This window comes from Sphingomonas panni, assembly GCF_022664435.1.
Lineage (GTDB): Bacteria > Pseudomonadota > Alphaproteobacteria > Sphingomonadales > Sphingomonadaceae > Sphingomonas > Sphingomonas panni.
On record NZ_JAKREU010000002.1, the window covers coordinates 32,688 to 58,960 of the forward strand.

24 protein-coding genes, 6 pseudogenes and 1 other annotated feature are annotated in these 26,273 nt (G+C 63.8%); of the genes and pseudogenes, 18 read left to right on the forward strand and 12 right to left on the reverse strand.

Features of this window, described 5'->3' with window-relative positions; translation table 11 throughout:
- Positions 1-472: 472 nt before the first annotated feature.
- Positions 473-847, reverse strand: a pseudogene (locus MF609_RS04910) (Ros/MucR family transcriptional regulator); the annotation flags it as partial.
- A 47-nt stretch (positions 848-894) separates the two neighbouring features.
- On the opposite strand from MF609_RS04910, the pseudogene MF609_RS04915 reads away from it, so the two are divergent.
- From MF609_RS04915 to MF609_RS04945, 7 genes and pseudogenes are all read left to right on the forward strand, one after another.
- Positions 895-1,298, forward strand: a pseudogene (locus tag MF609_RS04915) (transposase); the annotation flags it as partial.
- Positions 1,179-1,293 (forward strand) — a sequence feature (AL1L pseudoknot). Its footprint overlaps the pseudogene before it by 115 nt.
- A gap of 5 nt (positions 1,299-1,303) precedes the next feature.
- Complete coding sequence (locus MF609_RS04920; protein WP_242415209.1) at positions 1,304-1,627, forward strand: hypothetical protein; 324 nt, start codon at positions 1,304-1,306, stop codon at positions 1,625-1,627.
- Between the two features lie 199 nt (positions 1,628-1,826).
- Positions 1,827-2,405 (forward strand): tyrosine-type recombinase/integrase, encoded by a 579-nt coding sequence (locus MF609_RS04925; protein WP_242415210.1) that lies wholly within the window; start codon positions 1,827-1,829, stop codon positions 2,403-2,405.
- Positions 2,406-2,450: 45 nt separating this feature from the next.
- Positions 2,451-2,816: a DUF3768 domain-containing protein gene (locus tag MF609_RS04930; RefSeq protein ID WP_242415211.1), complete on the forward strand. Its 366-nt coding sequence runs from the start codon at positions 2,451-2,453 to the stop codon at positions 2,814-2,816.
- Positions 2,810-3,364: a hypothetical protein gene (locus MF609_RS04935; RefSeq protein WP_242415212.1), complete on the forward strand. Its 555-nt coding sequence runs from the start codon at positions 2,810-2,812 to the stop codon at positions 3,362-3,364. The genes MF609_RS04930 and MF609_RS04935 overlap by 7 nt, the downstream gene beginning before the upstream one ends.
- Before the next feature lie 302 nt (positions 3,365-3,666).
- Positions 3,667-4,485 carry a hypothetical protein gene (locus MF609_RS04940; RefSeq protein WP_242415213.1) on the forward strand — a complete coding sequence of 273 codons (819 nt, stop codon included), beginning with the start codon at positions 3,667-3,669 and terminating at the stop codon, positions 4,483-4,485.
- Positions 4,486-4,549: 64 nt separating this feature from the next.
- On the forward strand, positions 4,550-5,398 hold the full coding sequence (locus tag MF609_RS04945; protein ID WP_242415214.1) for a hypothetical protein: 849 nt from the start codon (positions 4,550-4,552) through the stop codon (positions 5,396-5,398).
- Between the two features lie 186 nt (positions 5,399-5,584).
- Here the strand turns inward: MF609_RS04945 and MF609_RS04950 are convergent.
- Positions 5,585-5,767: pseudogene (locus tag MF609_RS04950) on the reverse strand (transposase); the annotation flags it as partial.
- A 295-nt stretch (positions 5,768-6,062) separates the two neighbouring features.
- Positions 6,063-6,521, reverse strand: a complete 459-nt coding sequence (locus MF609_RS04955; protein WP_277991077.1) for an Rrf2 family transcriptional regulator — start codon at positions 6,519-6,521, stop codon at positions 6,063-6,065.
- Between the two features lie 93 nt (positions 6,522-6,614).
- Between MF609_RS04955 and MF609_RS04960 the strand changes: the two genes are divergently transcribed.
- Complete coding sequence (locus tag MF609_RS04960; protein ID WP_242415216.1) at positions 6,615-7,535, forward strand: NAD(P)/FAD-dependent oxidoreductase; 921 nt, start codon at positions 6,615-6,617, stop codon at positions 7,533-7,535.
- Positions 7,536-7,565: 30 nt separating this feature from the next.
- Here the strand turns inward: MF609_RS04960 and MF609_RS04965 are convergent, their stop codons facing one another.
- The 3 genes from MF609_RS04965 to MF609_RS04975 are packed head-to-tail and all read right to left on the reverse strand — an operon-like array spanning position 7,566 to position 11,001.
- Positions 7,566-8,828: a DUF3526 domain-containing protein gene (locus MF609_RS04965; RefSeq protein ID WP_242415217.1), complete on the reverse strand. Its 1,263-nt coding sequence runs from the start codon at positions 8,826-8,828 to the stop codon at positions 7,566-7,568.
- Positions 8,825-10,264 carry an ABC transporter permease gene (locus MF609_RS04970; RefSeq protein ID WP_242415218.1) on the reverse strand — a complete coding sequence of 480 codons (1,440 nt, stop codon included), beginning with the start codon at positions 10,262-10,264 and terminating at the stop codon, positions 8,825-8,827. Before MF609_RS04970 ends, MF609_RS04965 begins: the two co-directional genes overlap by 4 nt.
- The gene (locus MF609_RS04975; RefSeq protein ID WP_242415219.1) at positions 10,261-11,001 is read right to left on the reverse strand and encodes an ABC transporter ATP-binding protein; all 741 of its coding nucleotides are present in this window, start codon (positions 10,999-11,001) and stop codon (positions 10,261-10,263) included. Before MF609_RS04975 ends, MF609_RS04970 begins: the two co-directional genes overlap by 4 nt.
- Positions 11,002-11,409: 408 nt before the next feature.
- On the opposite strand from MF609_RS04975, the gene MF609_RS04980 reads away from it, so the two are divergent.
- From MF609_RS04980 to MF609_RS05025, 10 genes and pseudogenes are all read left to right on the forward strand, one after another.
- Positions 11,410-14,010, forward strand: coding sequence for a TonB-dependent receptor plug domain-containing protein (locus MF609_RS04980; RefSeq protein ID WP_242415220.1), 2,601 nt, complete (start codon positions 11,410-11,412; stop codon positions 14,008-14,010).
- A 127-nt stretch (positions 14,011-14,137) separates the two neighbouring features.
- Complete coding sequence (locus MF609_RS04985) at positions 14,138-14,569, forward strand: DUF2946 family protein (protein ID WP_242415221.1); 432 nt, start codon at positions 14,138-14,140, stop codon at positions 14,567-14,569.
- A gap of 138 nt (positions 14,570-14,707) precedes the next feature.
- Complete coding sequence (locus MF609_RS04990) at positions 14,708-15,400, forward strand: superoxide dismutase (protein ID WP_242415222.1); 693 nt, start codon at positions 14,708-14,710, stop codon at positions 15,398-15,400.
- A 28-nt stretch (positions 15,401-15,428) separates the two neighbouring features.
- A complete protein-coding gene (locus tag MF609_RS04995; RefSeq protein WP_242415223.1) occupies positions 15,429-15,905 on the forward strand; it encodes a copper chaperone PCu(A)C in 477 nt (158 codons plus the stop codon).
- Positions 15,905-16,525, forward strand: coding sequence for an SCO family protein (locus MF609_RS05000; RefSeq protein ID WP_242415224.1), 621 nt, complete (start codon positions 15,905-15,907; stop codon positions 16,523-16,525). Before MF609_RS04995 ends, MF609_RS05000 begins: the two co-directional genes overlap by 1 nt.
- Entirely contained in the window at positions 16,518-16,955 is a 438-nt protein-coding gene (locus MF609_RS05005) for a copper uptake system-associated protein (RefSeq protein ID WP_242415225.1), read from the forward strand. The genes MF609_RS05000 and MF609_RS05005 overlap by 8 nt, the downstream gene beginning before the upstream one ends.
- Positions 16,952-18,142, forward strand: coding sequence for a TonB-dependent siderophore receptor (locus MF609_RS05010; RefSeq protein ID WP_242415226.1), 1,191 nt, complete (start codon positions 16,952-16,954; stop codon positions 18,140-18,142). Before MF609_RS05005 ends, MF609_RS05010 begins: the two co-directional genes overlap by 4 nt.
- Positions 18,027-19,070: a TonB-dependent siderophore receptor gene (locus MF609_RS05015; RefSeq protein ID WP_336944342.1), complete on the forward strand. Its 1,044-nt coding sequence runs from the start codon at positions 18,027-18,029 to the stop codon at positions 19,068-19,070. Before MF609_RS05010 ends, MF609_RS05015 begins: the two co-directional genes overlap by 116 nt.
- 41 nt (positions 19,071-19,111) lie before the next feature.
- Positions 19,112-20,029 (forward strand): alpha/beta hydrolase, encoded by a 918-nt coding sequence (locus MF609_RS05020; protein WP_242415228.1) that lies wholly within the window; start codon positions 19,112-19,114, stop codon positions 20,027-20,029.
- Between the two features lie 235 nt (positions 20,030-20,264).
- Positions 20,265-20,570, forward strand: a pseudogene (locus MF609_RS05025) (tyrosine-type recombinase/integrase); the annotation flags it as partial.
- 686 nt (positions 20,571-21,256) lie between these two features.
- Here the strand turns inward: MF609_RS05025 and MF609_RS05030 are convergent.
- From MF609_RS05030 to MF609_RS05055, 6 genes and pseudogenes are all read right to left on the reverse strand, one after another.
- Positions 21,257-21,523 (reverse strand): annotated as a pseudogene (locus MF609_RS05030) (transposase); the annotation flags it as partial.
- A 44-nt stretch (positions 21,524-21,567) separates the two neighbouring features.
- Positions 21,568-21,735 (reverse strand): annotated as a pseudogene (locus MF609_RS20150) (integrase); the annotation flags it as partial.
- Positions 21,736-21,992: 257 nt separating this feature from the next.
- Positions 21,993-23,441 (reverse strand): sulfatase, encoded by a 1,449-nt coding sequence (locus tag MF609_RS19870; protein WP_277991078.1) that lies wholly within the window; start codon positions 23,439-23,441, stop codon positions 21,993-21,995.
- Between the two features lie 91 nt (positions 23,442-23,532).
- A complete protein-coding gene (locus MF609_RS05045) occupies positions 23,533-24,957 on the reverse strand; it encodes a sulfatase family protein (protein WP_242415230.1) in 1,425 nt (474 codons plus the stop codon).
- Positions 24,958-24,969: 12 nt separating this feature from the next.
- Positions 24,970-25,605 (reverse strand): maleylacetoacetate isomerase, encoded by a 636-nt coding sequence (gene maiA / locus MF609_RS05050; protein WP_242415231.1) that lies wholly within the window; start codon positions 25,603-25,605, stop codon positions 24,970-24,972.
- Positions 25,602-26,264: a fumarylacetoacetate hydrolase family protein gene (locus MF609_RS05055; RefSeq protein WP_242415599.1), complete on the reverse strand. Its 663-nt coding sequence runs from the start codon at positions 26,262-26,264 to the stop codon at positions 25,602-25,604. Before MF609_RS05055 ends, maiA begins: the two co-directional genes overlap by 4 nt.
- Positions 26,265-26,273: the final 9 nt, after the last annotated feature.

Consider the following 26,273-nt stretch of genomic DNA (forward strand, 5'->3'; position numbering starts at 1 on the left):
GAAGCGATTCCGATAAGTGGCGATTCGCATCAGACCGACTAGTGCAAGTCATCTGGTAGCTAATTGGATAGCCGCTTTCAGGGGCGCGGCGCTGTATTATGGACGGCGGTAATTGGGGGGCAAGCCGACCGGCCGGCTTGCGGTACCCGAATGGCGGGTTTGAGCGAAAGCTAACGCTCGCATCACCGACGCGGAATGTCTCGAATTGGTCGGCAGCTGCCGCCGCGAGCTCATGAACGAGCGTCTGCTTTGCTTGAGCGCCACCCGAAAGCGGACAAGCCGCTCTCCACCAATAATTCCCGGCAGCTTGCGGAGCCGCTCCCGCCATACGGTGGATAAGGACGCAGCATCAGCCACGGCGGCATTCCCGAAGCTGCATGTTTGGATGAGAAATCGTCCTAAGCGGCTTAGACCCGCTTGCATCAACCGCCGTTCTTTCGTCGACAGCCGATGCGAGCGGCCCTAGCGCCTTCTAGGCGCCGTTCGAACGAGGCTTGCGTCCCAGTCCGATAGTCTTGGCCATCGCGCGGCGGCTCTCGCTGTAGCTCGGCGCTACCATCGGATAGTCGTCCTTTAGACCATAGCGCTTGCGGTAGTCTTCGGGCGTCAAACCGTGACCTGACAGGTGACGCCGCAGCGTACGGTAGGGCTTACCATCGATCATCGAGATGATATGGTCGGGCGATGCCAGCGACTTGCGCACCGAGACGGCCGGCGTGTGCTGCTCGGCGTTCGTTGCCGGATCAGCATCGACCTGACTGGGTGCCGCAAGCGCCGTGAGCGTGTCGTGCATCGCCTGCAGAAATGCCGGTACGTCGGCGGCGGTGGCTCGGGTGTTGGAGTTTGAACCGCGCCGGGTTTGTCGGAGGCCCCAACTCCTGAGAGGAAGGGGCTATGACGAGCAAGACGACGAACAAGTTTTCGCCTGAGGTGCGCGCGCGTGCGGTGCGGATGGTGCTGGACCATGAGAAGGATCACGCGTCGCGTTGGGCCGCGGTGGTGTCGATCGCGGCGAAGATCGGGTGCGCGGGACAGACGCTGCACGAGTGGGTGAAAAAGGCCGAGGTCGACAGCGGCATGCGCGCCGGGGTGCCGAGCGATGTCGCCGACCGAATGAAGGCACTGGAGCGGGAGAACCGCGAACTGCGCCAAGCCAACGAGATCCTACGCAAGGCGTCGGCGTATTTTGCGATGGCGGAGCTCGACCGCCGAGCGAGGTGATGGTGTCGTTCATCGACGCGCATCGCGAGGTGTACGGGGTCGAGCCGATCTGCCGGGTCCTGCCGATCTCTGCCAGCTACAGGTGAAGCGCACGCTTCGCCATTTCGGTCTGCGCGATCTGCCGAAGCGGATTGTCAGGCTTCGCCTCGAAAATATCAGCAAGATCGAGGAGGTCGTCGTTGTCGAGTGCGGCAATCGCAGCTTCGATCTGTTTGAGACGCTGCTCGGTCCGCTCACTTCGGTCAGCGAGACGCTTCATTCTGGTTCTAAGCATGTCGCGCTCCTTTGGAAGTTTTCTGCACCGATGTCTGGCGCGCCGGACGTAGACCGTTTTACGGCAGCTTCGTTGATGTTCTGTGGCGGTTATCGTATTACTACGAGTCTGAACATGATCGCACCAGCTTAGTATTCGACGCCCATTATAGGGATCAGATCCAGCGACGGCCTATCACTTACTATGGCCATGCCGGTCGATGGCAACGCAGTAACTATGCTGGTGGCTAGCCACGATGCCCACGACGCATCCTTGCCATTTTATAATTAGTGTGCTATTATTATAGTACAGTGGTTACTGCGCCGCTGTTCCCCAACATCGGAGACAAACTATGCCGACACCCGCCCGGGTGCTGGAGGCAGCGGACGTGCGCCGCCTGCTGCAGCACGTGCGCGCCAACCGCTACGCCAAACGCGACACCGTCCTCATTCTGCTGAGCTTCAAGGCCGGCTTACGCGCTGGCGAGATCGCCGGCCTGTCTTGGACCATGGTGCTGGGGCCGTCCGGCAAGGTCGATACCCACATCGCTGTCGCCGCCAGCATCGCCAAGAAGGGTTCTGGACGGCGCATCCCTATCAACCCTGATCTGCACCGCGCGCTGGTCGCTTGGCACCGCAGTTGCGGCAGCCCCCGTGACGGACCAGTCATCCTGTCAGAACGCGGACGTCACATGCACCCGCGTAGCATCGTCAACTGGTTTGCCGGCCTGTACCAGGCGCTGTCGCTTGATGGCTGCTCCTCGCATTCCGGCCGACGCACTTTCATCACCCGTACTGCCCGCCTGCTGTCCCAAGCCGGCGGTTCACTGCGCGACGTCCAGGAACTTGCCGGACATCGCAGCCTGACCACCACCGAGCGCTATATTGAAGGCGACCGCGACGCCCAGCGCGCGCTCGTCCGGCTGGTCTAACCCTACCCTAACCCCATCCATCGTTAGAACAGGAGACCCACGCCCATGATGGGACGTGATAATGACGCATGTCTTGCGGCCGTGCAGCTGCGCGCCCAGCAGATCGCTACCTTGAACGACAAGCTACGCCGCAGCGCCATGGGCGGGCGGTTATACCTCACCTCCGGGGTATCGTCCTTCTCGCAGAACGACCTGGTGCAGATCCTGCGTGCCGTCCGCGACTTCGACCAGTTCGATGGCGACAACGACCCCTATGGCGAGCACGACTTTGGCGCGTTCGACTATGCCGGACAGAAGCTGTTCTGGAAGATCGACTATTACGACCGCGACCAGCGCTACGCCTCCCCCGACCCTACCGACCCCAAGGTTACTCTGCGGGTCCTGACCATCCTGCTGGCGTCGGAATGGTGATGCGGATCGCGCAAGACCCATATCGTCAGGGCCAGCTGGACGGGCTTTGCGGACTGTACTCGGCGGTCAACGCGCTGGCGCTGCTTACCGCCCGTGGGAAACCGCTGAGCCTCAAACGCTGCCAACAGCTGTTCGCCTGCGGGCTGCGGTTCGTCGAAGCGTACGATGCGCTGGGGGAAGTCGTCCGTCACGGCATAAAGCCACAACTGTGGTTCGAAACCATCCGTGCAATGGCCGCTGATGTCGAACGGCGCCAATTGCTGACGCTCGATCTCCGCAGGCCATTCGTCCGTCATCCCGAAGTCGGCTGGACGCAACTGCGCCAGGCTATCGAGACGGCGGTTGATGGCGACGCTGTCGCGCTGGTTCAGCTACTGGGTGCATTGAACCACTACAGCGTCATCAGCTCCCATACGGCACGGCGCTTCGTCCTGCACGACAGCACCGGCTTGCGTTGGCTGGACAAGGCAACCTGCGGCACGTCGGCGATGTCCTGCCGCCACCGGATCGTCGCCGCGTCGATAGTCACGATGCGGGTGATGGCCTGATGATCGCGGTATCAGCAACGGCTGGCGCTTGCTCTGGCATCGCCAGTTGCCTACCAGCTGTGTTGCGCTGCGTGAAAGCCGCAGCGTGGGGCGTGGAAACCTCAACGAACGGACTCGGTCGCGAAGCAATTCGAGGCCGGGTGGCATGCGCGCATGTCCAGTCGGCTTCGGTCGATAAAGGCGCATGCGCCTGTACGTTCGTCAGGTTTCCAACATCCGGCTTCGGCCGCGCCCCGAGAGGACATAGGGGTGCGCGACGGCTACGAAGTCACGCTGTGGTCGCCCCGCATCAGGGGCGGCAGATGATCAAGACCATTGCTGTAGGCATCAGTGCAGTTGCCATGCTGACCGCATTGCCGGCGCAGGCGCAATCGCTCCTCGACATCGCGGCAAACGTTGTCGGCAAACGGCTGGAATCCAAACGGATGAAGGCGACATGCGAACGCCTGGCTGACCCCGCCCTGTTTATCGCTAGCGTTGCCGGCGACGATGTTGGTCACGACGACGCCGTCACCCGCCCATCACGAGAACAGCTGTTGGCGCGTCAGATCATGGCACCAGCTGAAGTGACGCTAACCTATGGCGGCTGGACCGAAGAGCGCGAAGGCGGACGTGGCATCTGCAACTTCCTGGTGAGTATGCGCCTGCCACCCGCCATCGTCGCTAAGGCCAATGCTTCGCACGCCGAACAGGAAATGGGATTGGTGCTGGTCCAGCGCGGTCGTGACTGGACCGTCGACTCCATCGGTAACACCAACGGTTTCGGCATCGACATGCTGCGCGAGCAGGTCCGCCCGTATCTTTCCCGAGCAGTTACGGACCTACGAGAGCAGCAAGACGCGCGGGCAGCAGCGCAAGCGCAGATTGCAGCCGCACAGGCCGCTGCCACCCGTGCCGAATGGATTCGTACCCACCCAGCCGAATATGCGGAACAGCAACGACGCGCCCGTGTCCACGCGGGACAGTTGCTGAACTTGCTGGAACGTAGCGAACAGGTTCGACAGCGCGGCCAACGGACCTGCGCCGCCAATGGCGGGGTTTGGGTCGTGCCACGCGGCCGGGACGGGAATGTGCAGATGGGGCCACCCTACTGCCAGTACGCCAACGGCCACCGCTACTAGCTGGCACGGACGCGGCAGCGACGCCCCCTGCCCCTACCCCCAATTCAGCACGGAGCTATTCAACATGCACGTCTTGCCCCCCGAAGAACCGCGCCGTTCGTCGAACGGCAACAACGGCACCGATGCCGACCGCAGCAACGGGCAAACCAGCCATTACCACTATCATGCGGCTGGCGACGCCGATGAGCGTATTCGTCGCGAGGTTCAGCGCGACTTCGAATTGGACCGATTGCTCCGAAGGGAAAGCCATCAGCGAGCGGTCATACGCGTCGGCGGCATCTGCTTGTTGTTCGCTGGTGTGTTTGCGGTCGCCGACTGGGATAAAAGTCGACGGGCTTCGCCGAGCGGTGATACCGCTGTACAGGTCACTAGCGAATTTCGTGATGGACGGTGGGTCGCGACCGCCAAGCGCGTGCCTGCTACCGACCCAACCGCTACTGCATCGTCCCCTGTTCGGCCACTGTCCAGCTATGCTGGTTATGCACCGAATGAAGAAGTCGAACCGGAAAGCTACACCGAAAGCTTGGGCGAAAACGACCAACCGGACTTTCTCAAACAATATCGCACTGAACAGGCGCAGATCGCCGCGGAACGCGGCACGGCTGCGTCGCGGCGCTGTGAAGGCAGTTTCGCTGCGGTGGAAGGCTTGGTCATTCAGGTCGACGGGCGCACTGCTACACTTTGGATTGCAAAAACCGTCCGGGAAGGCGACGCTTCCGGTCAGACGAACATTGGCATCCCCACCTCAACCGGCTTGCGTCTCAATAAGCCGAACGGAGAAGCCGGCATCCGCCTCACCTGTGAAACCGACCACATGCTGATGACTATGACCGACGGCACCAGCATATTGCTGCCGCGAGTGAGCCGCGAGGACGCGGCGGCCACCATGCTAAGCTGGGCGATAAGCCGCTGAAATCAAAATAATATACCTGTGACGAAACTACACTTTTGTCACGAGAGTATCCGATAACGATCGAAATGGGTGGATATTAGGGTCTGGCCGCGTTCGGGCGGCGAGCCTTAGGGACAGGACTCGTTGATCACAGCCAGAAGATGACGGTGGCAGCGAGGGCGACGGCAGAAAAGAAGGCGGTGGGCCCCAACGCTTCCACCGATTGTACAGCGCCTTGTGCGGGACATAAGCGCTCGGCGCATCACGCCAGCGCAGCCCGCTCTTATTTACGAACACGAAGCCACTCAGCACCCGCCGGTCTTTCACCCTCGGCTTGCCGTGGCTTTTGGGAAAGAACGGCTGCAGGCGCTCCATCTGCTCGTCCGTCAGCTAAAGCAGGTCGCTCATCCCGGTCTCCTTGCGGAGGCTGAATCAGATCGCGACGCTCACATCAATGGGTCCTAACCCTAGAAGCCGTTCGTCGCACACTTCTCCGCCCCGACACTGTCCGGTCGCACACACTGCTGGGCAGTGCCGTCTCTGCGTGTATCTTTAAAGACTTCACGAGAACTGTTGCCTACGGGCACAGGGAAAGGCCGCTGTATTCGTCCGGCCCCAGTGTGCGTTCGCAAGCTATACCGCTTTGCTTATCCCACCTAGCATTCCTTTTTGGAAAACTGACCGTTTACGACCGCTGCGCTCGTGCGAACCGGTCGTCAGGCGACAGTTCAGCGAACCGCTTGTCAAAGTCGGCTGCAATATCCGCCAGCGTTACGTCGGCAAGGCGTTGCAGCAACAACGCCTCCGCCTCACACAACGCGCTCTCCAGTGAGCCGTTAACAGCCTGCTCCACCAGACATGCGGGATCGGGATCCGCCGGTCCGAGCGCGAAAATCCGGTTTTCCCCAAGCGCCCGGTGCACGTCGAGCATGGTGATGTCGTCGAGCTTGCCTGTCAGCGACCAGCCTCCGCCATGTCCTTTTACTGATCGCACGTAACCGGCGTCGCGAAGTCCTGCCATGGTCCGGCGGATCACCACCGAGTTGGTGCCCAGCATGGTCGCCGCGGCATCCGACGTCATCGGCCCATCCATGCGATCCATGTGGATCAGCAGGTGCAGCATTCTTGAAAGGCGCGCGTCCAAACTGTTGATCTCCGAAGGCGTGCCAGCGGCCTATCACGTCACATTCTATGTTGCAAAAGATGACGTTGCGCTTCATGTAACGTAGGAAGTTATATGAAAGGTGCCGGCGTGTACGATGTGATCGTGGTGGGGGGAAGTTTCGCGGGGATTTCCGCGGCGCTACAGCTTGCGCGGGCGCGGCAGGAGGTGCTCGTGATTGATGCCGGGATGCCGCGTAACCGCTTTGCCGATGAGGCGCATGGCTTTCTGGGGCAGGATGGACGCGCACCTGCCGCGATCATGCGCGACGCCATCGGTCAGTTGCGGCGCTACCCGAGCGACGAGGTGATATCCGGCCATGCCCTTGCGGCACGCGCGGTTGATGACGGCTTCGCAATCGAACTGTCGGGCGGCAGCGAGCACCACGCTCGACGCCTGATCCTGGCGACGGGCGTATCGGACGAGTTGCCGCCGATCCCCGGGATGCGCGACCGCTGGGGAGAAACCGTGCTCCACTGTCCGTACTGTCACGGATACGAGGTGCGTGACCTGCCGCTAGGCGTGATCGCGGCACATCCGATGTCGGCGCATCAGGCCATCCTCGTGCCCGATTGGGGACCGACCACCTATTTCACGCAGGGGCAATTCGAACCGGAGGCGACAGAGTCCGACGCCTTCGCCGCGCGCGGCATCACCGTCGAACGTACCCCGGTGGTGGAACTGCTCGGCGACGCACCCGCGCTCGACGGCGTGCGCCTTGCGGATGGGCGCTTCGTCGCGGTGGCAGCCGTGTTTACCGCGCCGCGAACCAGACCCGCCACGCCCCTCGCCGCCATGCTCGGGTGTGCCCATGAGGACGGGCCGAGCGGGCCCTACGTCAAGGTCGATCAATGGGGCGCCACATCGATCGTCGGCGTGTGGGCGGCGGGCGATGCAGCCATGCCGATGCATAATGCCACGCTCGCCTCCGCAGCGGGCGCGCTGGCCGGCTTCGGGGCCCACCAGGCTTCCGTTCGTGCGAGGGCCGCGGGCTAGCACATGCTTCCGCCGACCCCGAACCTGCGCTTAGCCTCCTACACCATCGGCGAAGCGCGGCGCGCGGGCGAAGTCGGCTTTCCCGAACGGCCGGTCGTGGAAGACATAGCCGTAATAGAAGGATCGCAGCCGGGCGTGAAAGGCGCGGATGCGATCCTGATAGGCCAGTTGCGCGGTCAGGTCGGTATGCGCCAGCCGGGTCAGCAGCGCCTGCACCCCGACCGAGGGAAGCAACCATCCGAACGCACGCCCCGCCCGGTCGCGCCGCTCCAGCGCCGTGCGATAGGCACGCGAGCGGGCCGCCACGGCCTCGTCGCCATTCTGGTGGAAGGCCAGATACCATTTATAGTGAAACGCCGTCCCCAGCGGCGGCGAATCCGACCATTCCGGATGCGCGGCATAGAAGCGCCGCATCGTATCCTCGCGCGGCATGTCCCAGGCGTGGTTGACGGTTTCACGCTGCGCCAGCGCGATCTCGGCGCCCTGCCCGACCGGGATCAGCCGGTCGATGACGACATTGCCCAGCGTCGGCACGATCAGCACCAGCACCAGCCACGCAGCGGCAAGCGTCGCGGCATTGGCGACCGACGACCAGCGCAGCCGCCCGACCAGAGCGGCCAGCGCGATCCAGAACAGCAGATAGGCGAGGATCACACCCAGCACGAGCAGCACGACACCGGCCGCCACCCCCATGATCAGCGCCGCGCCCGCGAAAGGCAGGCCCAGCGCGGCCCAAAGAAGCGCCAGGCGCAGTCCGGTGCGTCGCCGCCACAATGCCGTGCCGCCCAACGGCAACGCCTCGAGCGTACGCTGCCGCCCAGCCTCCCGTTCGCCCGATCGCAGGTCGTGGAACAGCGCGATCACGAACAGCGGCGCGAGGAACACCAGCACGAAGGCAAAATCGAAGCGGCCGGGCAGAGCAAGTTCGGGGTTGAAAGTGTCGCCGTCATAGATTTGCGCTTCCAGCCCCAGCGCGCGGACGCGCAGCATATAGGGCGCAACGTCGCGCATCCCCAGCGCGGCAAAGGCGAGCGGCGCGGGCGCGTCCCAGGTCGGGTGGAAGCTGTAATAGGCCGCGCTGCCGGCATCCTTCGACCGATCGACATAGTCGGCGACCGCACCGATATCCTCGGCTTGCGCGGTCGGGATCGCGGCGATGGCGGCGCGCTGGCGTGAAATTTCCGCCATGCCGGTGCACAGGGCCGCGATGGTCAGCAGCGCGAGCAGCAACAGTGCGAAAACACTTAGCCGCTGGCGCAGCAACAGGCGCAGTTCATACCGCCACAAGGTCATCGGCGTACTCCCAATCGGCGGGTCGCTAGCGCGAGCAGCGCCAAGGCAGCGACCAGCCAAAGACCCAGGATGGTCAGGCCGGGCACGGCGGCCCGCGCCAGCGCCGCGCCTGTGGGCACAGCGAAGTGAAAATCGGGGATCGCCTGCCAGTTTTCCGCGCCGATTCGCTTGCGCCGGTCCGCGCCGGCATCGGTCGCGGTGTCGTTGGCATAGCTGACGGCGTCCGCCTCCAGGCGATTGAGCCGCTGGACCAGCGTATAGCGATAGGCCTCGGCCTGTTCCAGGAAGCGGCGATGCGCGGCGAAGTCCGTGCCCGCCGCCGCCATCGACAGGCCGCGCAGCGCGATGGCGGGGCTGAGCAGCCCGGCTGTGTTCACCATTTCGTTCTGCCGCGCCTGCGCGATGAAGCTCTGTGCGGCGTAACGGTCGAACAACTGCGACGTCAGCCGCTCGCCCTCCACCGCCAGCGCGCCCTTGTAATTGAACGGCAGGTCCTCGACCCGCGTGACGCGATAACGATCGAGCAGCGCCTGCTTGAATTGCGCGAAATGGGGATCGTTTGGATTGTGGCTATCACCCATCCGCCGCAGATCACGGCCGATCGCGACATCGGTCTGGAGACGGTTGCGCAACGGCACCGTGCCGCCGGCGAGGTCGGGTATCGCGCGTGGCAATAGCACGGTCGTGACGGCCCACAAGGCGACCAGCACCAGCAACGCGTCGCGGCTGCGCCGTACCACCGCCGAAACGAGCAGGATCAATACGCTCCACAGGCCAAGATAGAGAAGATAGCCGAGCGCGATGGCGAGCATGGGCAGCATCAGCGCACCCGGCTGTGCGGCAATGAGCACCAGGCCGAGCATGGCAGGGGCTGCGGCGGCAAGTGCCACCATCCCCAGCGCGAGAAGCTTGCCCGCCACTACCTGTCGCCGGGTCGCGCCTTGCAGCATAAGTAGGCGTAGCGTGCCGCGTTCCGTCTCCCGCGCCAGGCTGCCGAAGCCAAGGAAGATCAGTAGCAACGGCGCCACGATCTGGAGCACGAAGGCCGGCGTCAGCTGGCCGAAGCGGATCAACAGTGAGCTTTGCCGGACATCGCCGAAATTGGCGGTGTTCTGTCGATGCCCCTCCAGGAACATGCTGTTGCCGGTGAAGGCGTCGACACCGGGATCGAAGGCGGCGAGCGGGCTGAGCGGGCGGAAGATGAAGTGGCCGTAATGCACCATCCGGTGCGGATGCCGGTCGGGCTGCGCGTCGAAGGCGTGTTCGGCCTCATGCTGGTGCCGGTCGCGCAAAGCGGCGATGCCGCGCTGGTGCGACCAGCTGCTCGCCACCGCCACCAGCGTCAGCAGCACGATCAGCGCGAAGGCGATCAACGCGACGCGATTGCGCAACATCAACCGCAATTCGTCGCGCGCGATCAGACGGACAATCCTCATGCGGCCACCGCCGCGTGGCCGACCTGGAAGCGGGCATGCAGCGCGCGCACATCGAACCGCTCTGGCCCGCTGGCCTGCACCTGATGCGTCACGCGGCCAGCCTCCAGAAACGCGATCTGATCGGCGACATCGGCGGCGCTGAGCAGGTCGTGCGTCACCATCAGCACCGCGGTACCGCGTTCGCGAACCGCGAGCAGCAGCGCGTTGAAATCTGCCGTCGCGCGCGGATCGAGGCCGGAGGTCGGCTCGTCGAGTAGCAGCACGGGCACCGCGCGCAGCAGCGCAACGGCGATCGCCACCTTCTGCCGCATCCCCTTGGAAAAGCCAGCAAGCCTCTGGTCCCAGGCCCGCTCCTGCAACCCGGCCGCGCGCAGGGCGTCGACGATCGCATCCCGCCCCTGCCGCTCGTCGCTGAGCGCCAACAGGTAGTCGGCATTCTCCACTGCTGAGAGATGCTCGTAGAGCGCTACATTCTCGGGCAAATAGGCGATGTGGCGGCGTGCCGTGTCGGGGGCCGCGCCCGGATCGACACCGCACACGGCGACCCGTCCTGATTGCGCGCGCGTGAAACCGAGCAACGTCGACAGGGTCGTCGATTTGCCCGCGCCATTGCCGCCTAGAAGAGCAGTAATGCTGCCTGCATCGACCGTAAGGCACAGGCCATCGAGGACGCGTTGGTCCTCATAAGCGACGATCAGATCATTTATCAGGATCGGCGAGGATGAGGGGGGCGACATGGATACCTCGATAATCAGATGTCGCGCACCTCTGCGCCATATGACAGAAAGATACAACATATCATTACATGTGCGTCCGTTTTACGCCTTTGGGCTAGCGGCCGCGCCCGAGACACCAACTCGTCGAGCAGACTATAGGCTGCCAATACTCTGCGGGTCATCGCAACATGATAGGCAACGTTGAAATTCACGATGCACGATCAACATTATAGCGGTTCGGCATTCAATCTCTCATTCTGGTCTCTGTCTCAACGGGAGCAACAAGGGCGGTGCCTGCGATGGTGCCGTCGGCCCGCCCCATGCATATTCTTCGGCCGTCCCATGCCGTGCCTCACGCTTGACCCTTCACGAACTAACCGCCACTAGCGACACGATACAACATAACATATGTGTTCTTTGGGGTTTATAGTGACGATTCCTATGCGCCGTGCCGCGTTTCTCCTGTCGGCCGCCATCTCCATGCCGGCATTCGCGCAGGAGAACGATCCCATGGCGAATCGTGAAGCCGACACGATCATTGTTACCGGCAGCCGCTTCGGTGGTCGCACGTCAACGCAGTCAGCCACGCCAGTGGATGCGATTGGCCGGGATCAGCTTCAGCAGAGTGGCCGGGTTGATCTGATTCAACAGCTCAAAGTGGAGGTGCCCAGCTTCAACACGCCGAGGCCGCTGGGTTCGGGAGTAGGCGATTATCTCGTCCCGCCCTCTCTGCGAGGACTTGGACCGGGTGAGGTGCTGGTACTGGTCAATGGCAAGCGTCGTCATACCGCAAGCGACTTGAACGCCAGCAATGGCATCGGCCGCGGCGACGTGTCTGTCGATTTTAACGCCATCCCATCCTTCGCCCTTTCCCGTGCAGAAGTGCTGCGTGACGGTGCGTCGGCGCAATATGGATCGGACGCGATTTCCGGTGTCATCAACCTGATCCTCGACCGCTCAGTCGGCACGCGGGCGCAGGTGACCGGCGGAATTACCACCGAAGGTGACGGCGCCTACGGTGAAGCCAGTGTGTCCTCTGGTATTCGCGTCGGAGATGACGGTGTCTTCAGGCTGACCGCATCGTTTCAGCAGCATGAGGGCACCAACCGGTCGCGCCCCGATACCCGACAGCAGTATTTCGGTATCAACGCGGCCGGTCGCCCCACGACTATCTCCGGCAACTATGGTTCGGGTACGGGCCTGACCCCGTCGAACGGGACGCTTGACCCTCGCGAGGCAACGATCGACCGCAACGTCTTCCGCTTCGGCGATCAGCCCAGCACCAATGCGCAGCTGTTCTACAACTTCACTGCTCCGGCTTCGGACAGCGTCGAGGTGTATTCGTTCGGCGGTTACAATCGCCTTGACGGTGACATCGAATATTTCTTCCGCCGGGCCGGCCAGGACGAGACGATCCGTGCGCTCAACCCCGATGGATACCGTCCGGTCCTCGACTCCAGGATCGAGAACCTATCGGTCGCCATGGGTTTGCGTGGCGACAGCCTCGCGGGCTTCGGTTGGGATCTGTCGACCGTGTATGGCTTGAACACGCAGGACCTCTATTACGACAACAGCGTCAACGTGTCGTACGGAACGGCCACGCCTCGCCGCTTCAATCGGCTGCGGTCCGACTTCTACCAGTGGACCAACAATCTCGATCTGACGAGAGAGATACCGGTGGGCGACGACGCCCCGCTTAAGCTTGCTGCGGGCCTCGAATATCGTGAGGAAACCTACCGCCTGTTCTCAGGGGATCCTGCGGGGTACCTCAGCGGTGGTGTACCCATTCTCGACGGACCCAACGCCGGACGGCCTGCCATCGTCGGGGCGCAGCCTGGTCCCAGTAACGGTGCCGATGATCGGGCTTCCTTAAGCCGCCAAAGCTGGGCGGTGTACGGAGATGCGGAGAAGACGTTCTTCGGAAGCCTTCTGGTCCAGGGTACAGTTCGGCACGAACATTATTCCGACTTCGGCAACACCACCAACTTCAAGGTGGCTGGACGCCTGGGGCTGTTCGGTGGCTTTGCGGCACGTGCATCGTACAACACGGGCTTCCGTGCGCCGGCACTCGCGCAGTCCGGCTACAATGCCTCCAATACCCTGATCCTGAATGGGCAGCAGGCGATCGTGCGTGTTGCGGCAGTAGATAGCCCGGCTGCTCGTCTGGCTGGTGCAACCGATCTCAAGCCCGAGACGTCCCGCAACGTGTCCGCCGGTCTCGTCTTCGAAGCTGGCGGCCTGACCGCGACGCTTGATGCCTATCAGATTAAGGTGCGCGACCGGATCGCGATCTCGTCCACCTTCCAGGATGCACGGCTGACCAGCTTCCTTGCCGCGAATGGGCAAGGAAATTTCAGTGCTATCTCCTATCTGACCAATGCCGTCGACACCAAGACACGGGGCGTCGATCTGGTGGTGAATTATCGCGCCCGCGTCGCAGATGGCGTGTTCAGCGTCACGCTGGCAGGCAATTATAACATGACCACCTTTGACCGGATTGCCGGCACGCCGGCACCGTTGGCGGCGCTCGGCCTCACCACCCCGCTGTTCGATTTAACCCAGCAGCTGCGGTTTTCGGACAGCCTGCCGCGTAACAAGGTAACCCTCGACCTCAATTATTCGCATGGACCGTTCGCTATTTCGCTGACGAACACGCGGTATGGCGAGGTGTCGACGGTTGCTTTGACCAATCGCACCCCGGCGCAGATCGCTGCGCTTATCCCTGGCTATGACGTCTCCCTTGTCCCCGTATCCGCCACCAGCGCCAACTCGGACATCATCCAACGCTTTGGTGCCGAGGTACTGACCGACCTCGAACTCTCGTGGCAGGCGACGCGCGCGCTACGTCTTAGCGCCGGCGCCCAGAACCTGTTCGACGTCTACCCGGACGAGAACATCGCCTCGTCCGTCGCCTCCGTCGCGGCTGGCACCAACGGTGCCGACAATGCGGGCACCCAGCCCTATAACGCGATCTCGCCGTTCGGCTTCAACGGCCGCACCGTCTTCGTTCGGTTAGGTTTGACCTTTTGAGGAGCGACCTGCGAGGGCATATTTCGTGATGATGACGGAGCATATGGCATCAGAAATGCCTTTGAAGGTTCGGCCGTGACAGAATGCCCAAGTGACATGACGCAGCGTTCACGATAACGGCCTAAGCGTGAACGCCGTTCGGCATCTCCTGGCGCAACGCCATCTGGCCGTGCTGCTCTGCGCGGCCACGTTGCTGCTGAAGCTGCTGGTGCCGACTGGGTACATGATCGCGTCTGATCACGGGCGGCTCTCCATCACGATCTGTTCGGGAATGGCGACCGAGCCAACCGCCATGGCCACGCCGGGGATGGATCACGCCATGACCATGGCACACGGCACCATGCCCGATACGGACAAATCGACCGGTCACGCCAAACCCGAAATGCCGTGCGCCTTTGCGGGTCTGTCGGCGCAGGTGTTGGGCGCCGTCGACGTCGTGCTGCTGGCGATCGCGCTTGCCGCCGTCGCGATCATGGCGCTGCGCAGCGTGCCTCGCCTCGCCCCGCGTACCGCGTCGTATCTACGTCCGCCGCTCCGCGGCCCTCCGCTTTCCGCCTGACGAACTGACCGGGAAACCGGTCAGCTAACTGCGTCGTCGTGCAGCCTTGGTGGCTGTCACGCGAACCATGGCCCGTATCGGTTTCCGGTCGCAAGCGACCGGCGATGCAGGCGTAGCGTCAGCACGAAAGCAATCTCCATGTTCCGAAGCACCCTTTTCGGTGTCGCCGCGCTATGCGTCGCGACGCCGTCGGCCGCGCAGGTAGCGCCAGCGCCCTTCAGCCTGCCACCTCTGCCCTACACCGCCGCTGCGCTGGAGCCGGCGATTGATGCCCTGACGATGACGATCCATCACGATCGTCATCACCAGGCCTATGTCGACGCGCTCAACAAGGCGGTCGCTGCCGATGCGAAGCTTGAAGGCCAGTCGCTCGACGCGCTGGTCGCGAAGGCCGGGACGCTGCCCGCCATCGTCCGTAACAACGCCGGCGGTCACTGGAACCACAGCTTCTTCTGGAAGACGATGGCCCCGGCCGCGCAGGCGGGACAGCCATCGTCGGCGCTTGCCGCCGCGATCGACCGTCAGTTCGGCTCGCTCGCCGGCTTCAAGGCCGCGTTCAAGGACGCGGGGACCAAGCGGTTCGGCTCGGGCTGGGTCTGGCTGGTCGTCAAGCCCGACGGCACGCTCGCGATCACCTCGACACCCAACCAGGACAATCCGCTGATGGACGTGGCGGAAGTCAAGGGCACGCCGATCCTGGGCAACGATGTGTGGGAACAGGCCTACTACCTCAGATACCAGAACCGGCGCGCTGATTACCTCGATGGCTGGTGGCAGGTGATCGACTGGAAGACCGTGTCCGATCGCTACGCCGAGACGCGCACGCGCTGACGCCCTCCCGAAATCCAAAGGAATCATCATGACCTATCGTATCGCGTTGGCGCTGGTTGCCACGCTGACCGCGCCTGCGCTCGCACAAGACGCCCGCAAGGGCAGCATCACCATATCGAAGCCATGGTCGCGCGCAACCGCCCCCCGGGCGACCGTGGGCGCAGGCTTCCTCACCATCCGCAACACCGGCACGCAGCCGGATCGCCTGCTGTCGGCCACCTCCCCCCGTGCGGCGAAGGTCGAGCTCCACACCATGTCGCTCGAAGACGGCATCATGCGAATGCGTCCGCTCGTCGATGGCGTTGAAATCCCGGCGGGTGGCGACGCGACGCTGGCACCGGGCGGCAACCACATCATGCTGATCGGGCTCAAGGCGCCCCTCAAGGTGGGCGAGCGCGTGCCCGCGACGTTGCGCTTCGCGCGAGCGGGACCGGTGAAGGTGCAGTTCGTGGTTGCCGGTGCCGGCGCTGCCCAACCGGCGGACGAGCACGGGGGGCATCATTGATGGCCAATGCTCGCACTCGCGACCTGATGCGCGGCACAGCTCTCGCGACCCTGCTGACGCTCACCGTCGTCGGCAGCATCGCCGCTTGCTCGAAAGAGCCGGAGGGTGCGCAGAACAGCGCGGTCCCCGCGCAGCCGAACGCGCCGGGCGGGCCGTTCAAGCTCACCGATACGAACGGCAGGACGGTCACGAACGAAACGCTGAAGGGCAAGCCCTATGCGATCTTCTTCGGCTTCACCCGGTGTCCCGATGTCTGTCCGACGACGATGGCGCGCATGGCGCTGCTCCACAAACGATTGGGCGCGGACGCTTCTAAGATGAACGTCGTCTTCGTCTCGGTCGATCCCGAACATGACAAGCGCGAGGACATCGCCAGCTTCCTGTCGATGTTCGAGGCGCCCGTCATCGGCCTGACCGGCGATCCGGCCGAGCTTGAGCGCATGGAGAAGGCGTTCAAGATCTATGTGGAACGCGTGCCGCTGCCGAGCGGTGACTATACGATCGATCATACCGCACGCATCCTGCTGTTCGATCGGAACGGCCAGTTCGCCGACACGATGGATGCCAAGGAGCCGCAGGCGCAGGCCGTCGAGCGGTTGCGTAAGCTGATCCGTGCTTAGGTGGGCGATGCTGGCGGGCGCATTGACGCTCGCCGGCTGCGGCTTTCCGAACACCGTGCTCGACGAAGGTCGCGTCCGCGAAGCGACCGAGGCGCATTTCGGCAGCCCGTTGGCGCCGATCGACGTCGGCCCGGTGGTCATCAGCGGCGATCACGCGATCGCCGACTGGACGCAGGGCGACTTCGGCGGGCGGGCGCTGTTCGAGCGCGGTGCCTATGGCTGGGGTCTGCTGTTGTGCAGCGGAGATTCGATCCGTCGCGCGGATAATCTCGCGCGCGCCGGCGTGCCCGACTTCAATGCCCGCTGGATCGCCGATCAGCTCGCAAAGGCTGAGTCCCAACTACCGCCCGCGCGCCTTGCCCGGATGAAACGCTTCACCGGCACCGCAGCCGATCACGAAGCCTATTTGAAAACCCTGGGGGACCAATGAAACCGACCATCCTGCTGGCGTTGATCGCCGGCACCGCGCTGGCGTCGCCGGCTTTTGCGCAAGACCAGACCGTCCCGACCGAAGACACGCAGACGCCAAGCTGGTCCGGAAGCGACATCGTCGTGACCGGTGTCCGGGATAGCTATGCTGCGCCTAAGACAAGCGCGGCCACCCGCACCGACACGCCGCTGATCCAGGTGCCCCAGTCGGTGCAGGTGCTGACCAAGACGCTGATCCAGGAACAGGACCGCCGCACGCTGGGCGATGCGCTGGTGAACGTCTCCGGCGTCACCCCGACGCGGGTCGACGAGGTGCTGTTCATCCCACCGATCGTGCGCGGCTTTCCGGCGGAGGTGTATCTCGACGGCCTGTCTGTCTTCGCGGGCAACCAGCAGGCCTATGACCCCAACAGCCTTGTCGGCATCGAGCGGATCGATGTCCTGAAGGGTCCGACCGCCACCCTCTACGGGGGCGGCATCGGCACGCCGCTGGGCGGCGTCATCAACCTCGAAAGCGTCCGACCGAACGATAAGGCTGGCGGCTATGTGGCGATGCGCGCCGGCAGCTTCTCGACCTGGAACCCCTTCGGCGACATCACTGTGCCGCTGTCGGACGGGATCGCGGCGCGGATCACGGGCGAGTATCAGGGCAACGATAGCTGGATCGACAAGGTAAAGGCGCGGCGCTGGTCCGTGCAGCCCAGCCTCTCGTTCCGGATCGACCCCGCGACCGATCTGCTGGTCCAGGGGCAGTTCAGCCGGCGCAGCAATCTCGAATATTCCGGCCTACCCGCCGACGCGGCGCTGGCTGGCACGATCCGTCGCGATGCCTTCCCCGGCTCGCCGATCGATCAGCCGTTCACCACCAACGACATCCGCATGGGGCAGGCGACGCTGCGCCACGCCTTCTCGGATCGGCTCAAGCTGACGGTGAGCGGGCGCTATTATTCGAGCGTCATCGATGAGCAGGGCAGCTTCGTCTATCCCGGCCTCTTCCCAACGGGCACGGTCGCGCCGCGCTACGACGTGTTCCCAATCACGATGCGCAACCGCACCAAGGAAGCGACCGTCGATGCGAACCTGGCCGGTGACGTCGATCTGCTGGGGGGGGGCGCACAAGCTGCTCGTCGGGGCAAATTACGACTGGACCAGCTTTTACAGCGCGATGGGTCTGTTCGTCAGCGATAGCCCATCGGGCACGATCGACCTTGCAAATCCCAGCTACGATCTGCGTTATACCCCGCAGCTTCCGGTCAATTCCTACACCGACGATCGCTTTACGACGTTCGCCGGCTACATTCAGGATCAGGCCACCTACGGTCCGCTGCACCTGACCGGGGGCTTGCGCCTGACCTCGCTCAAGTTCGTCGAGAACAGCAACATCGGCGTCGCCAACGACAAGACCTACACGCACCTGTCGCCCCGGATCGGCGCGACCCTCGACGTGGTGAAGGGCGTCGCGCTGTTCGCAGGCTATGCGACTGCGTTCCGTGCGCCATTCGGCTTCATCGGCACGGTGTCGCCGGTGCCGGAAACGTCGAGCAACATCGAGGGTGGGGTGAAGCTGGCGCTGGCCGGCACCGGTCTGTCGGGAACGATCGCCGTGTTCCGCCAGACCCACGACAATGTCGTCACCGCTGATCCCGCCAACGTCGGCTTCTACATCCAGAGCGGGCGGCAACGCGCGCGCGGCGTCGAGGTGGACATGGTTTGGGAGCCGACGCCGGCCTTCTCGCTGCTCGCCAACTACGCCTACACTGACACCCGCGACAACGGCGTGGCCCCCGGCGACAGGCTGATCCGCGTGCCCGAGAGCAGCGGGCGGATCGCGGCCCGCTACCGAGTACTGCACGGCCCGGCCAAGGGGTTGGCGATTGGGGCCGGCATCAGTGCCTTCACGTCACGCGAGCTGACGCTGCCGAACACAATCGCGGTGCCCGGCTATGCCGCGATCGACGCACAGGCCTCCTACGATATCGGACGGTTCACGCTGGGCACGTCGGTGGTCAACCTCGGCAACCGGCGGGCCTTCGATCCCTATTCCTATCTCGGCTATCCGGTGGTCGCGCCTAACCAGCCCCGATCGGCCTATGTGACGCTGAAGGTGCGGATATGACCGTGGTCAGTTTCGTGTGCCGCTCAATTGCTCTCGCGAGCATGGCTGTAGCGGCGGTGCCGTTGGCGACGATCGCGAGCGCGCAGACGCCGGGCACGGGCGGGACGGTCATCCCGCTTTACCGCAAAGGCAGCGTTCCATCGCTCGGTGTGCCCGAAAAGCGGGATCGGCTGCCGAACGGCGAGACGATGATCTACGACGTGAGCGAACCGACGCTGGAGCTTTTCCGGCCCGCGTCTGGCCGCGCCAACGGCACCGCCGTGATCGTCGCGCCGGGTGGCGGGTTCGTAGCGCTCGGCTATACCTTCGGCGGGACGGACGTGGCGCGAGCGCTGGCAGCGCGCGGCGTCACCGCGTTCGTGCTGAAATACCGCACGATCCGGAGCGGCGACGGGCCGATGCGGATGCCCGACGTCCATATGAAGGAGATGGGCGTCGTCATATCGCGCGCGAAGACCGGCACGCCGGTCGAGATGCCGCGCTTCGCCGGCGAAGCGCACGCGGTCGAGGACGGCGTGCGGGCAATGGCGATCGTCCGGCAGCACGCCTCCGAATGGAGCATCGAACCCCATAGTGTCGGCGTCATTGGCTTCTCGGCCGGAGCCTATCTCGCGGCCGATCTGGCGATCGGCGATGCACCGTCACGTCCAGATTTCGTCGGCCTGATCTATGGTGGATTACGGACGCCAGTGCCTGCCGGCGCTCCGCCCGCATTCATCGCGGGAGCGGCCGACGACGAGTATCAGCCGAACGATCCGGTCCTGCTCTACACGGCATGGCGGAAGGCGGGGGCAGCGGCCGAACTCCACCTCTATGAGCGCGGCGGGCATGGGTTCGACCTGCACCGCCAAGGCACTACGAGCGACCACTGGTTCGACCAGCTTCTCTCGTGGATGCAGGCGCGCGGGCTTGCGTCATCATCGCGCCCTCAGACGAACTCGCCCTCAACTGATGAGTGAGTACGACCCGCAGCCGCCGTTCAACGTGGGCTCGCGCAGGACCGTGCCCGCTGAAGCGGTGAGGACGATGCCTACTGCTGACGCATATTGAGCACGAACGTTCGCTGGAGATCGTCAGCGTTCAATACGAAAGTGGGCATAAAAGTGGGCATGACCTACACAAAATCTTCTAACCTATTGAAGTTGCATAAGATCTTACGGACACCTCTTCCGCCAACGCGTCATGCCAACAGGGCTGGTGCGACGCCGCGGGACGCTGAACGACTTCGTCTTCCCGAGCCGAAACGACTACATGGCTCACAGGAGCACGGGGCAGTATGCCCGCCTCGTTCACGAGTGGGTGGTCGGCATCAGCCTTCCGGCTCAGGAATACGGGACGCACTCGCTCCGGCGCACAAAAGCATCGATTATCTACAAGGCTACGGGCAATCTCCGCGTAGTTCATATTTTTCTGGGCCATGCCAAGATCGACAGCACGGTCCGCTACTTGGGCGTCGACGTGGAGGACGCTTTGGAACTGGCCGAACGCACTGAACTCTAAGCCGACCCATATCCGGTCATTCAGCGACGATGTCCTTGTTCCGGAAACCAGCCATTTGTTAATGCTAAGCGCGGTCGCTTCGGATGTGTTGGTTCCCGCCTTAATTCAGAATGCTGCGTCGTGCGACGCAGCGTAAAATGTTACAGATATTGGCTACAATGACGATCGTTTCGCCCTCTGACACGGCACCGACACCAATCAAGATCGCACGCCGAAGATGCCAGCGGCTGCCAAAGTGCCCTTCGATCCGCAGCTACGCGCCCCGTACAAGCAGGCAGACCGGCGGTCGTCCGGTGTCAGTGCCGCGTCAGGAGTACCGGGCGGCTACCGACCTTGATCCGTAGCAACTCATACGGTTTGCGACGCAGGTCGCGTCCGCCATGAAAGCCGGGTTGGCGATGCAGCTGGTTCGCGGTGAAGTAGAGATAGCCATTGGGGCCGATCGACAGGGTATCGGGCCAGCTTATGCGCGGATCGCTGATCAGCGTCGACTAGGTGCCGCGATCGAGCACGCGGATCGCATTATGTCCATAGTCGCTGGCGAAGACGCGACCCCTGTCGTCCTCGGCAATGCCATCGGACGCCCCCTTGCGCCCCATGCTGCGTACCGCACGGCCGAGCGTGTCTTCCGAAACCGATGGATCGCGCAGCATCACCGTGGGCACGGCATGAAGGGTGCGACCCGAGTTGGTGCATTCCTGTGGTGAGTCGAGGTGGAGGATGCGCCCGATGGCGTTCCATAGGCCATGGATGGTCCGTTCTGCGGCTTTGCGTAGGTGCGCCTTCAGCTTGGAGAATGCCTGCTCGATTGGGTTGAAGTCCGGGCTGTACGGCGGGAGGAACAGGAGCGTTGCGCCGACACTCTCGATGGCGGTGCGCACGGCGGGCGTCTTGTGGCTCGACAGGTTGTCCATGATGACGACGTCGCCGCAGTCCAGTTCGGGTACGATGACAGCGCCGGGACATCCGGCTCGCCTTGCGCGATCTGGAAGCGCCGGACGTCTTCTGCCGTTGCAGTGTCCGGCGAACGCCCCAGGAATGTCGCGAACCGGCCGACATCGCGGATGTAGTTGCGCTGTGTCTCGCGCCCGAAGCGCCGTATGTCCATCTCGTCGATGAGACGCCGGCGCAGCGGGCTGACGGCAATTGGAACGAGTGTGGTCATGGCAGGGCTCCTTCTGGTGGAGCCCCCATGCCCTGCCTGCCTCCCGAAACGCTCAACCGGCGCGCAACGCTCGTTACATCACCTCAACCGTGCCCCGCACGCCCTCCCGCGCAGCGGGTTCGTGCTTCCACCAGTATCTGACGCAGGGGAGCGCTGGTGTCACGGATCAACTAGGTGGTACGTAGAGGGATTAATCTGGCCCCGGCCCACGTGCATGCGCTGTAACGGATACTCCTCCTGCGCTGGACCGCGACCGGTTACGGATCCGCCAGCATGGCACACTTGCGACCGACACTGGCGGGGGCTCTTGGCGGAAGGTTCAAGCATGCCGCACTGCGTTGATAGCGGATGGGGTTACCGCGCTTCTCGACCTGTTTCGGTAGCATAGCGCTAAAGTTCGCGACCAGCCGCGCTTGGGCCGGATCGGCTGCGAGGTTGCGGACCTCCTCTGGATCGTTGCGCAGATCGTAGAGTTCGCGACCGCGCTTGCCGCCTTCCCATTCGGTATAGCGATAGCGTTCGGTCTGGACCGAACGACCGCCCGCGATCTGCGAGAAGGCCGGTTTGGACCAGCTGCGATCGCTTGGACGATCGAGCAACGGCGTCAGCGCCTTGCCCTGGTTCGCGGCGACGCCTGGCAGTCCGGCGAGCGAGGTCAGCGTCGGAAACAGGTCGAGCAGTTCGACGACCCGGTCGGACGTTTTGCCATTCCCGCTCCTGCCCGGCGCGCTGATGATGAGGGGGACGTGGGTGGCGGGTTCCCAGAGGATGTTCTTCATCCACTGGCCATGCTGGCCCAGCAGATAGCCATGGTCGCTGAGGAACACGACGATCGTGTTCTCGCGCTGCCCCGATGCGTCCAGCGCCGCGAGGATACGACCGACCTGGGCATCCATGTAGCTGGTCGAGGCTCGATAGGCCTGGATGACCTGACGCTGCTGGTCGGGCGTCATGTCGAAGTTCGCCGGTGCCCAGGCGGTCGTCCACGGGTCGGGCGTCGGCGAGGGCGTCGCGGTACGTATCTGATTTACCGAATAGGCGTCAAAATATTTCTTCGGCGCGATCAGCGGGACGTGCGGTCGATAGAAGCCGGCGGCGATGAAAAACGGCTTGCCGGCATTCGCCTCGATCATCCGGATCGCCTCTGTCGCGACCTTGCCGTCGGTCTGCGCCTCGTCCGGTCCTTCGTCGGCCAGAAAGGCCATTGCGGAGCCCAGGCCTATGCCGGGCGTCAGGTTGACCAGCCGGTCCTCGACATCACGGTCGCGGCCGCGCGGGTTCACCGCCTGATCCCATGACAGCGGATCGTCCGGCCCGGCGGTGCCGATATCGCCCGGAACGCCTTGATGATAGATCTTGCCGACGCGTCCGGTGAAATAGCCGTTCTGGCGGAAATATTGCGGCAGGGTCACGACGTCCGGCACCTTGTCACGCACATGGGTCGTCAGATTCGTGACACCGATCGTGTCCGGGCGCAGGCCGGTCAGGAACGAGGCCCGGCTAGGTCCGCACCATGGAAACTGGGCATAGGCGCGCTGAAACCGCACCCCTTGCCGTGCAAGGCGGTCGATGTTCGGCGTCTGCACCTGCGCGCCGTAGCTGCCGAGGTCGGTATTGAGGTCGTCCGAAACGATCATCAGGACGTTCAGCGGCCGCGACGCGGCGGGACGCGGCGCCCTGGCAGGCCCAACAGGCTGCGCGGCCATCATTGCCGGCGCATTCGCGCAACCCGATACGCCAAGGGCGGCCACCGCCGTCAAAAGCGAAGCGAACGTCGCTTTCAAACCATTGCGCATTTCATTCTCCATCCAGCGAACGGACGCGGTCGCATCCGGCTTCGGTCGCCGGGCGTGCCGGGTCGAGCGAGGGGCGATTGGCGCACATGGGATAGCGTACCGGATTGAGCGGCCCGTCGCCCATATTGTCCAGGAGCTTCTGGAACTGGGCGCGGCGTGCAGCACCAGTCCGTCCGGTTACCGGCGTTTCGGTCGAGGTTCGCGGAACGAGCGCGACGAACCTGCCGTCGCCGTACAGCTTATACTGCCCGTCGAAGATGAAGCGCGCCGGCTCCGCGATCCAGACCGGGGCGTAATGCATGAAGATCCAGTCGCGGACTGCTGGTTTACGTCCCGCGAACACATCCATCTGATCCTTGCCGTCGATCCCGGCAGGCACGGCCACACCTGCGGCATGGGCGATGGTTGGCAGGACGTCGGTGAAATCGACCATTCCCGTGCTGATGCGACCTTCCGGTATATGCCCCGGCCAGCTCGCCACGAACGGAACATGCGTCCCGGCCAGCGTCGACTTGCCCTTGCCGCCCTGTACTTCCACGCCATCGACCTTGCTGACGATCTTCGTAGAAGTCCCATTATCGCCGGCAAACAGGATCAGCGTATCCTGCTCTAGACCCAGCGACCGAACCTTGTCGGTGACGTTGCCGACCAGCTTGTCGAGATAGCTGACCATCGCCGCGAAGCGGGGCTGATCGCCGGTCGCATTGGGCTGATCCGGCGTTGGCACGAACGGGTCATGCGGCAGCGGCAGGGTGTAATAAAGGAAGAACGGCTTGGCCTTGTTCTCCTCGATGAACGCCATGGCGCGATCGTTCATCATGTCGGGGCCGAAGCCGCTTTCGTAGATCGTCGTCTTGCCGTTGTCGGACAGGGTCGGCCCCCAATAGCGCGAGCCGCTGCGCGCCCGGCTTTCCAGCTGCCACAGGAACGACGTGTCGAACCCGGCCTGTTGCGGCGTCGCCCCGGTCCGCTTGTCGAACGCATTGCCAGACAGCTGCCATTTGCCGACGATCCCGGTCGTATAGCCCGCATCCTTCAGCAGATGCGCAAAGGTCCGTTCCTTCGGATCGAGATAGCCGAATGCGGTATAGTTGCGGTGGCTTTCCTTGCCGGTCATGATCCGCACGCGCGACGGCGTGCAAAGCGGCGTCGCATGGGCGTTGTCCATCCGCACGCCGCGTCTGGCGAGTTCGTCGATGCGCGGGGTGTAATATTGCCCGCCATAGGCATTGATCGCTTCCGTCCCGATGTCGTCCGCGAGGATCAGGATGATGTTCGGCGGACGCTGGGTTGCAGGGCGCTGGGCGGCAGGCGTGGCTACCGGACCGGAGGTCTGCGCTGCGGTGCCGACGGGGAGCATGGCGAGCGCCAGGGCGGCTGTGCCGACCAGTCTGCGGGCGAGGATCGAAAGACGGCAGGACGACATCGGTGCAGGCTCCTATTCGGCGTCCGGTTGGCGTTCGGGAACGGCATCGGCAAAGGCGGGCAGCGCGAGGCAGTTGGCTTCGATCGCCAGCAGACTTGGCCAGCGGAGGTCCACACCGAACCGCCGGGCATTGACGAGTTGCGGCACGAGGCACAGGTCGGCGAGTGTGACCTGATTGCCGAAGCAGAAGCGTCCGGCACTATCCGCGATCAGTCGGTCGCAGGATGCCAGCCCTTCGGCAATGACGTCGGCTGCCCATGCGGTCACCTGCGTCTCATCCAGGCCCAGCGAGCGCAGCCGGGCCAGCACCTTCAGGTTCTGGACCGGATGGATATCACACGCGATGGCGAGCGCCACGGCCCGAACCCTGGCCCGCTGCCACGGGTCGCTGAGCAATAGCGGCGGTTCGGCATAGGTTTCGTCGAGATATTCGCAGATCGCGACGCTCTGTGTGAGCACCCCGGCATCGGTCTCAAGTGCCGGGACCAGCCCCTGCGGATTGCGCGCGAGATAGGCATCGCCGCGCTGCTCGCCCTTGCGTAGATGATGGAATGCATGGGTGTGGGCCACGCCCTTCAGGTTCAGCGCGATCCGCACCCGATAGGATGCGGTCGAGCGGAAATACCCGTGCAGGACCGGATCGGTCATGCGAGCGGTGCCCCGATGGTCACCACGCAGTCGCTCAATCCGGCCACCGATACGATGATCTGGTCGCCCTCGACCACCGCACCGACGCCGGCGGGGGTGCCGGTGTAGATCAGGTCGCCCGGTTCGAGCCGGTAGAAGCGCGAGACATAGGCGATGACGTCCGGAACCGACCAGATCAGGTCAGCCAGGTCCGCCTCCTGCTTCACGGTGCCGTTGACGGTCAGTTCGATGCGGCCGGTCGAAAGATGACCGACCTCGCTCGCAGGATGGATCAGGCCGAGCGGCGAGGATTGTTCGACATTCTTGCCGGTATCCCACGGACGCCCTTTCTCCCGCGCTTCGAGCTGCAGGTCGCGACGGGTCATATCGAGCCCGGTAGCGTAGCCATAGATATGCCGTTCCGCGTCAGCCGCAGCGATGTTGCGCCCGCCACTACCGATCGCGACGACCAGTTCGGCCTCGTAATGGAAGTTCCCGGTTTCGGGCGGATAGGCGATGACCGAGCCGGTCGGCACCACCGTTTCGGCCCATTTGGTGAAGAAGAACGGCGGTTCGCGATCCGGATCGCGCCCCATCTCGCGGGCATGGGCGGCATAGTTGCGCCCGATGCAGAACACGCGGCGCACGGGGAATTCGTTGCCATCGCTGGTCGCCGCCATGACGGGGGC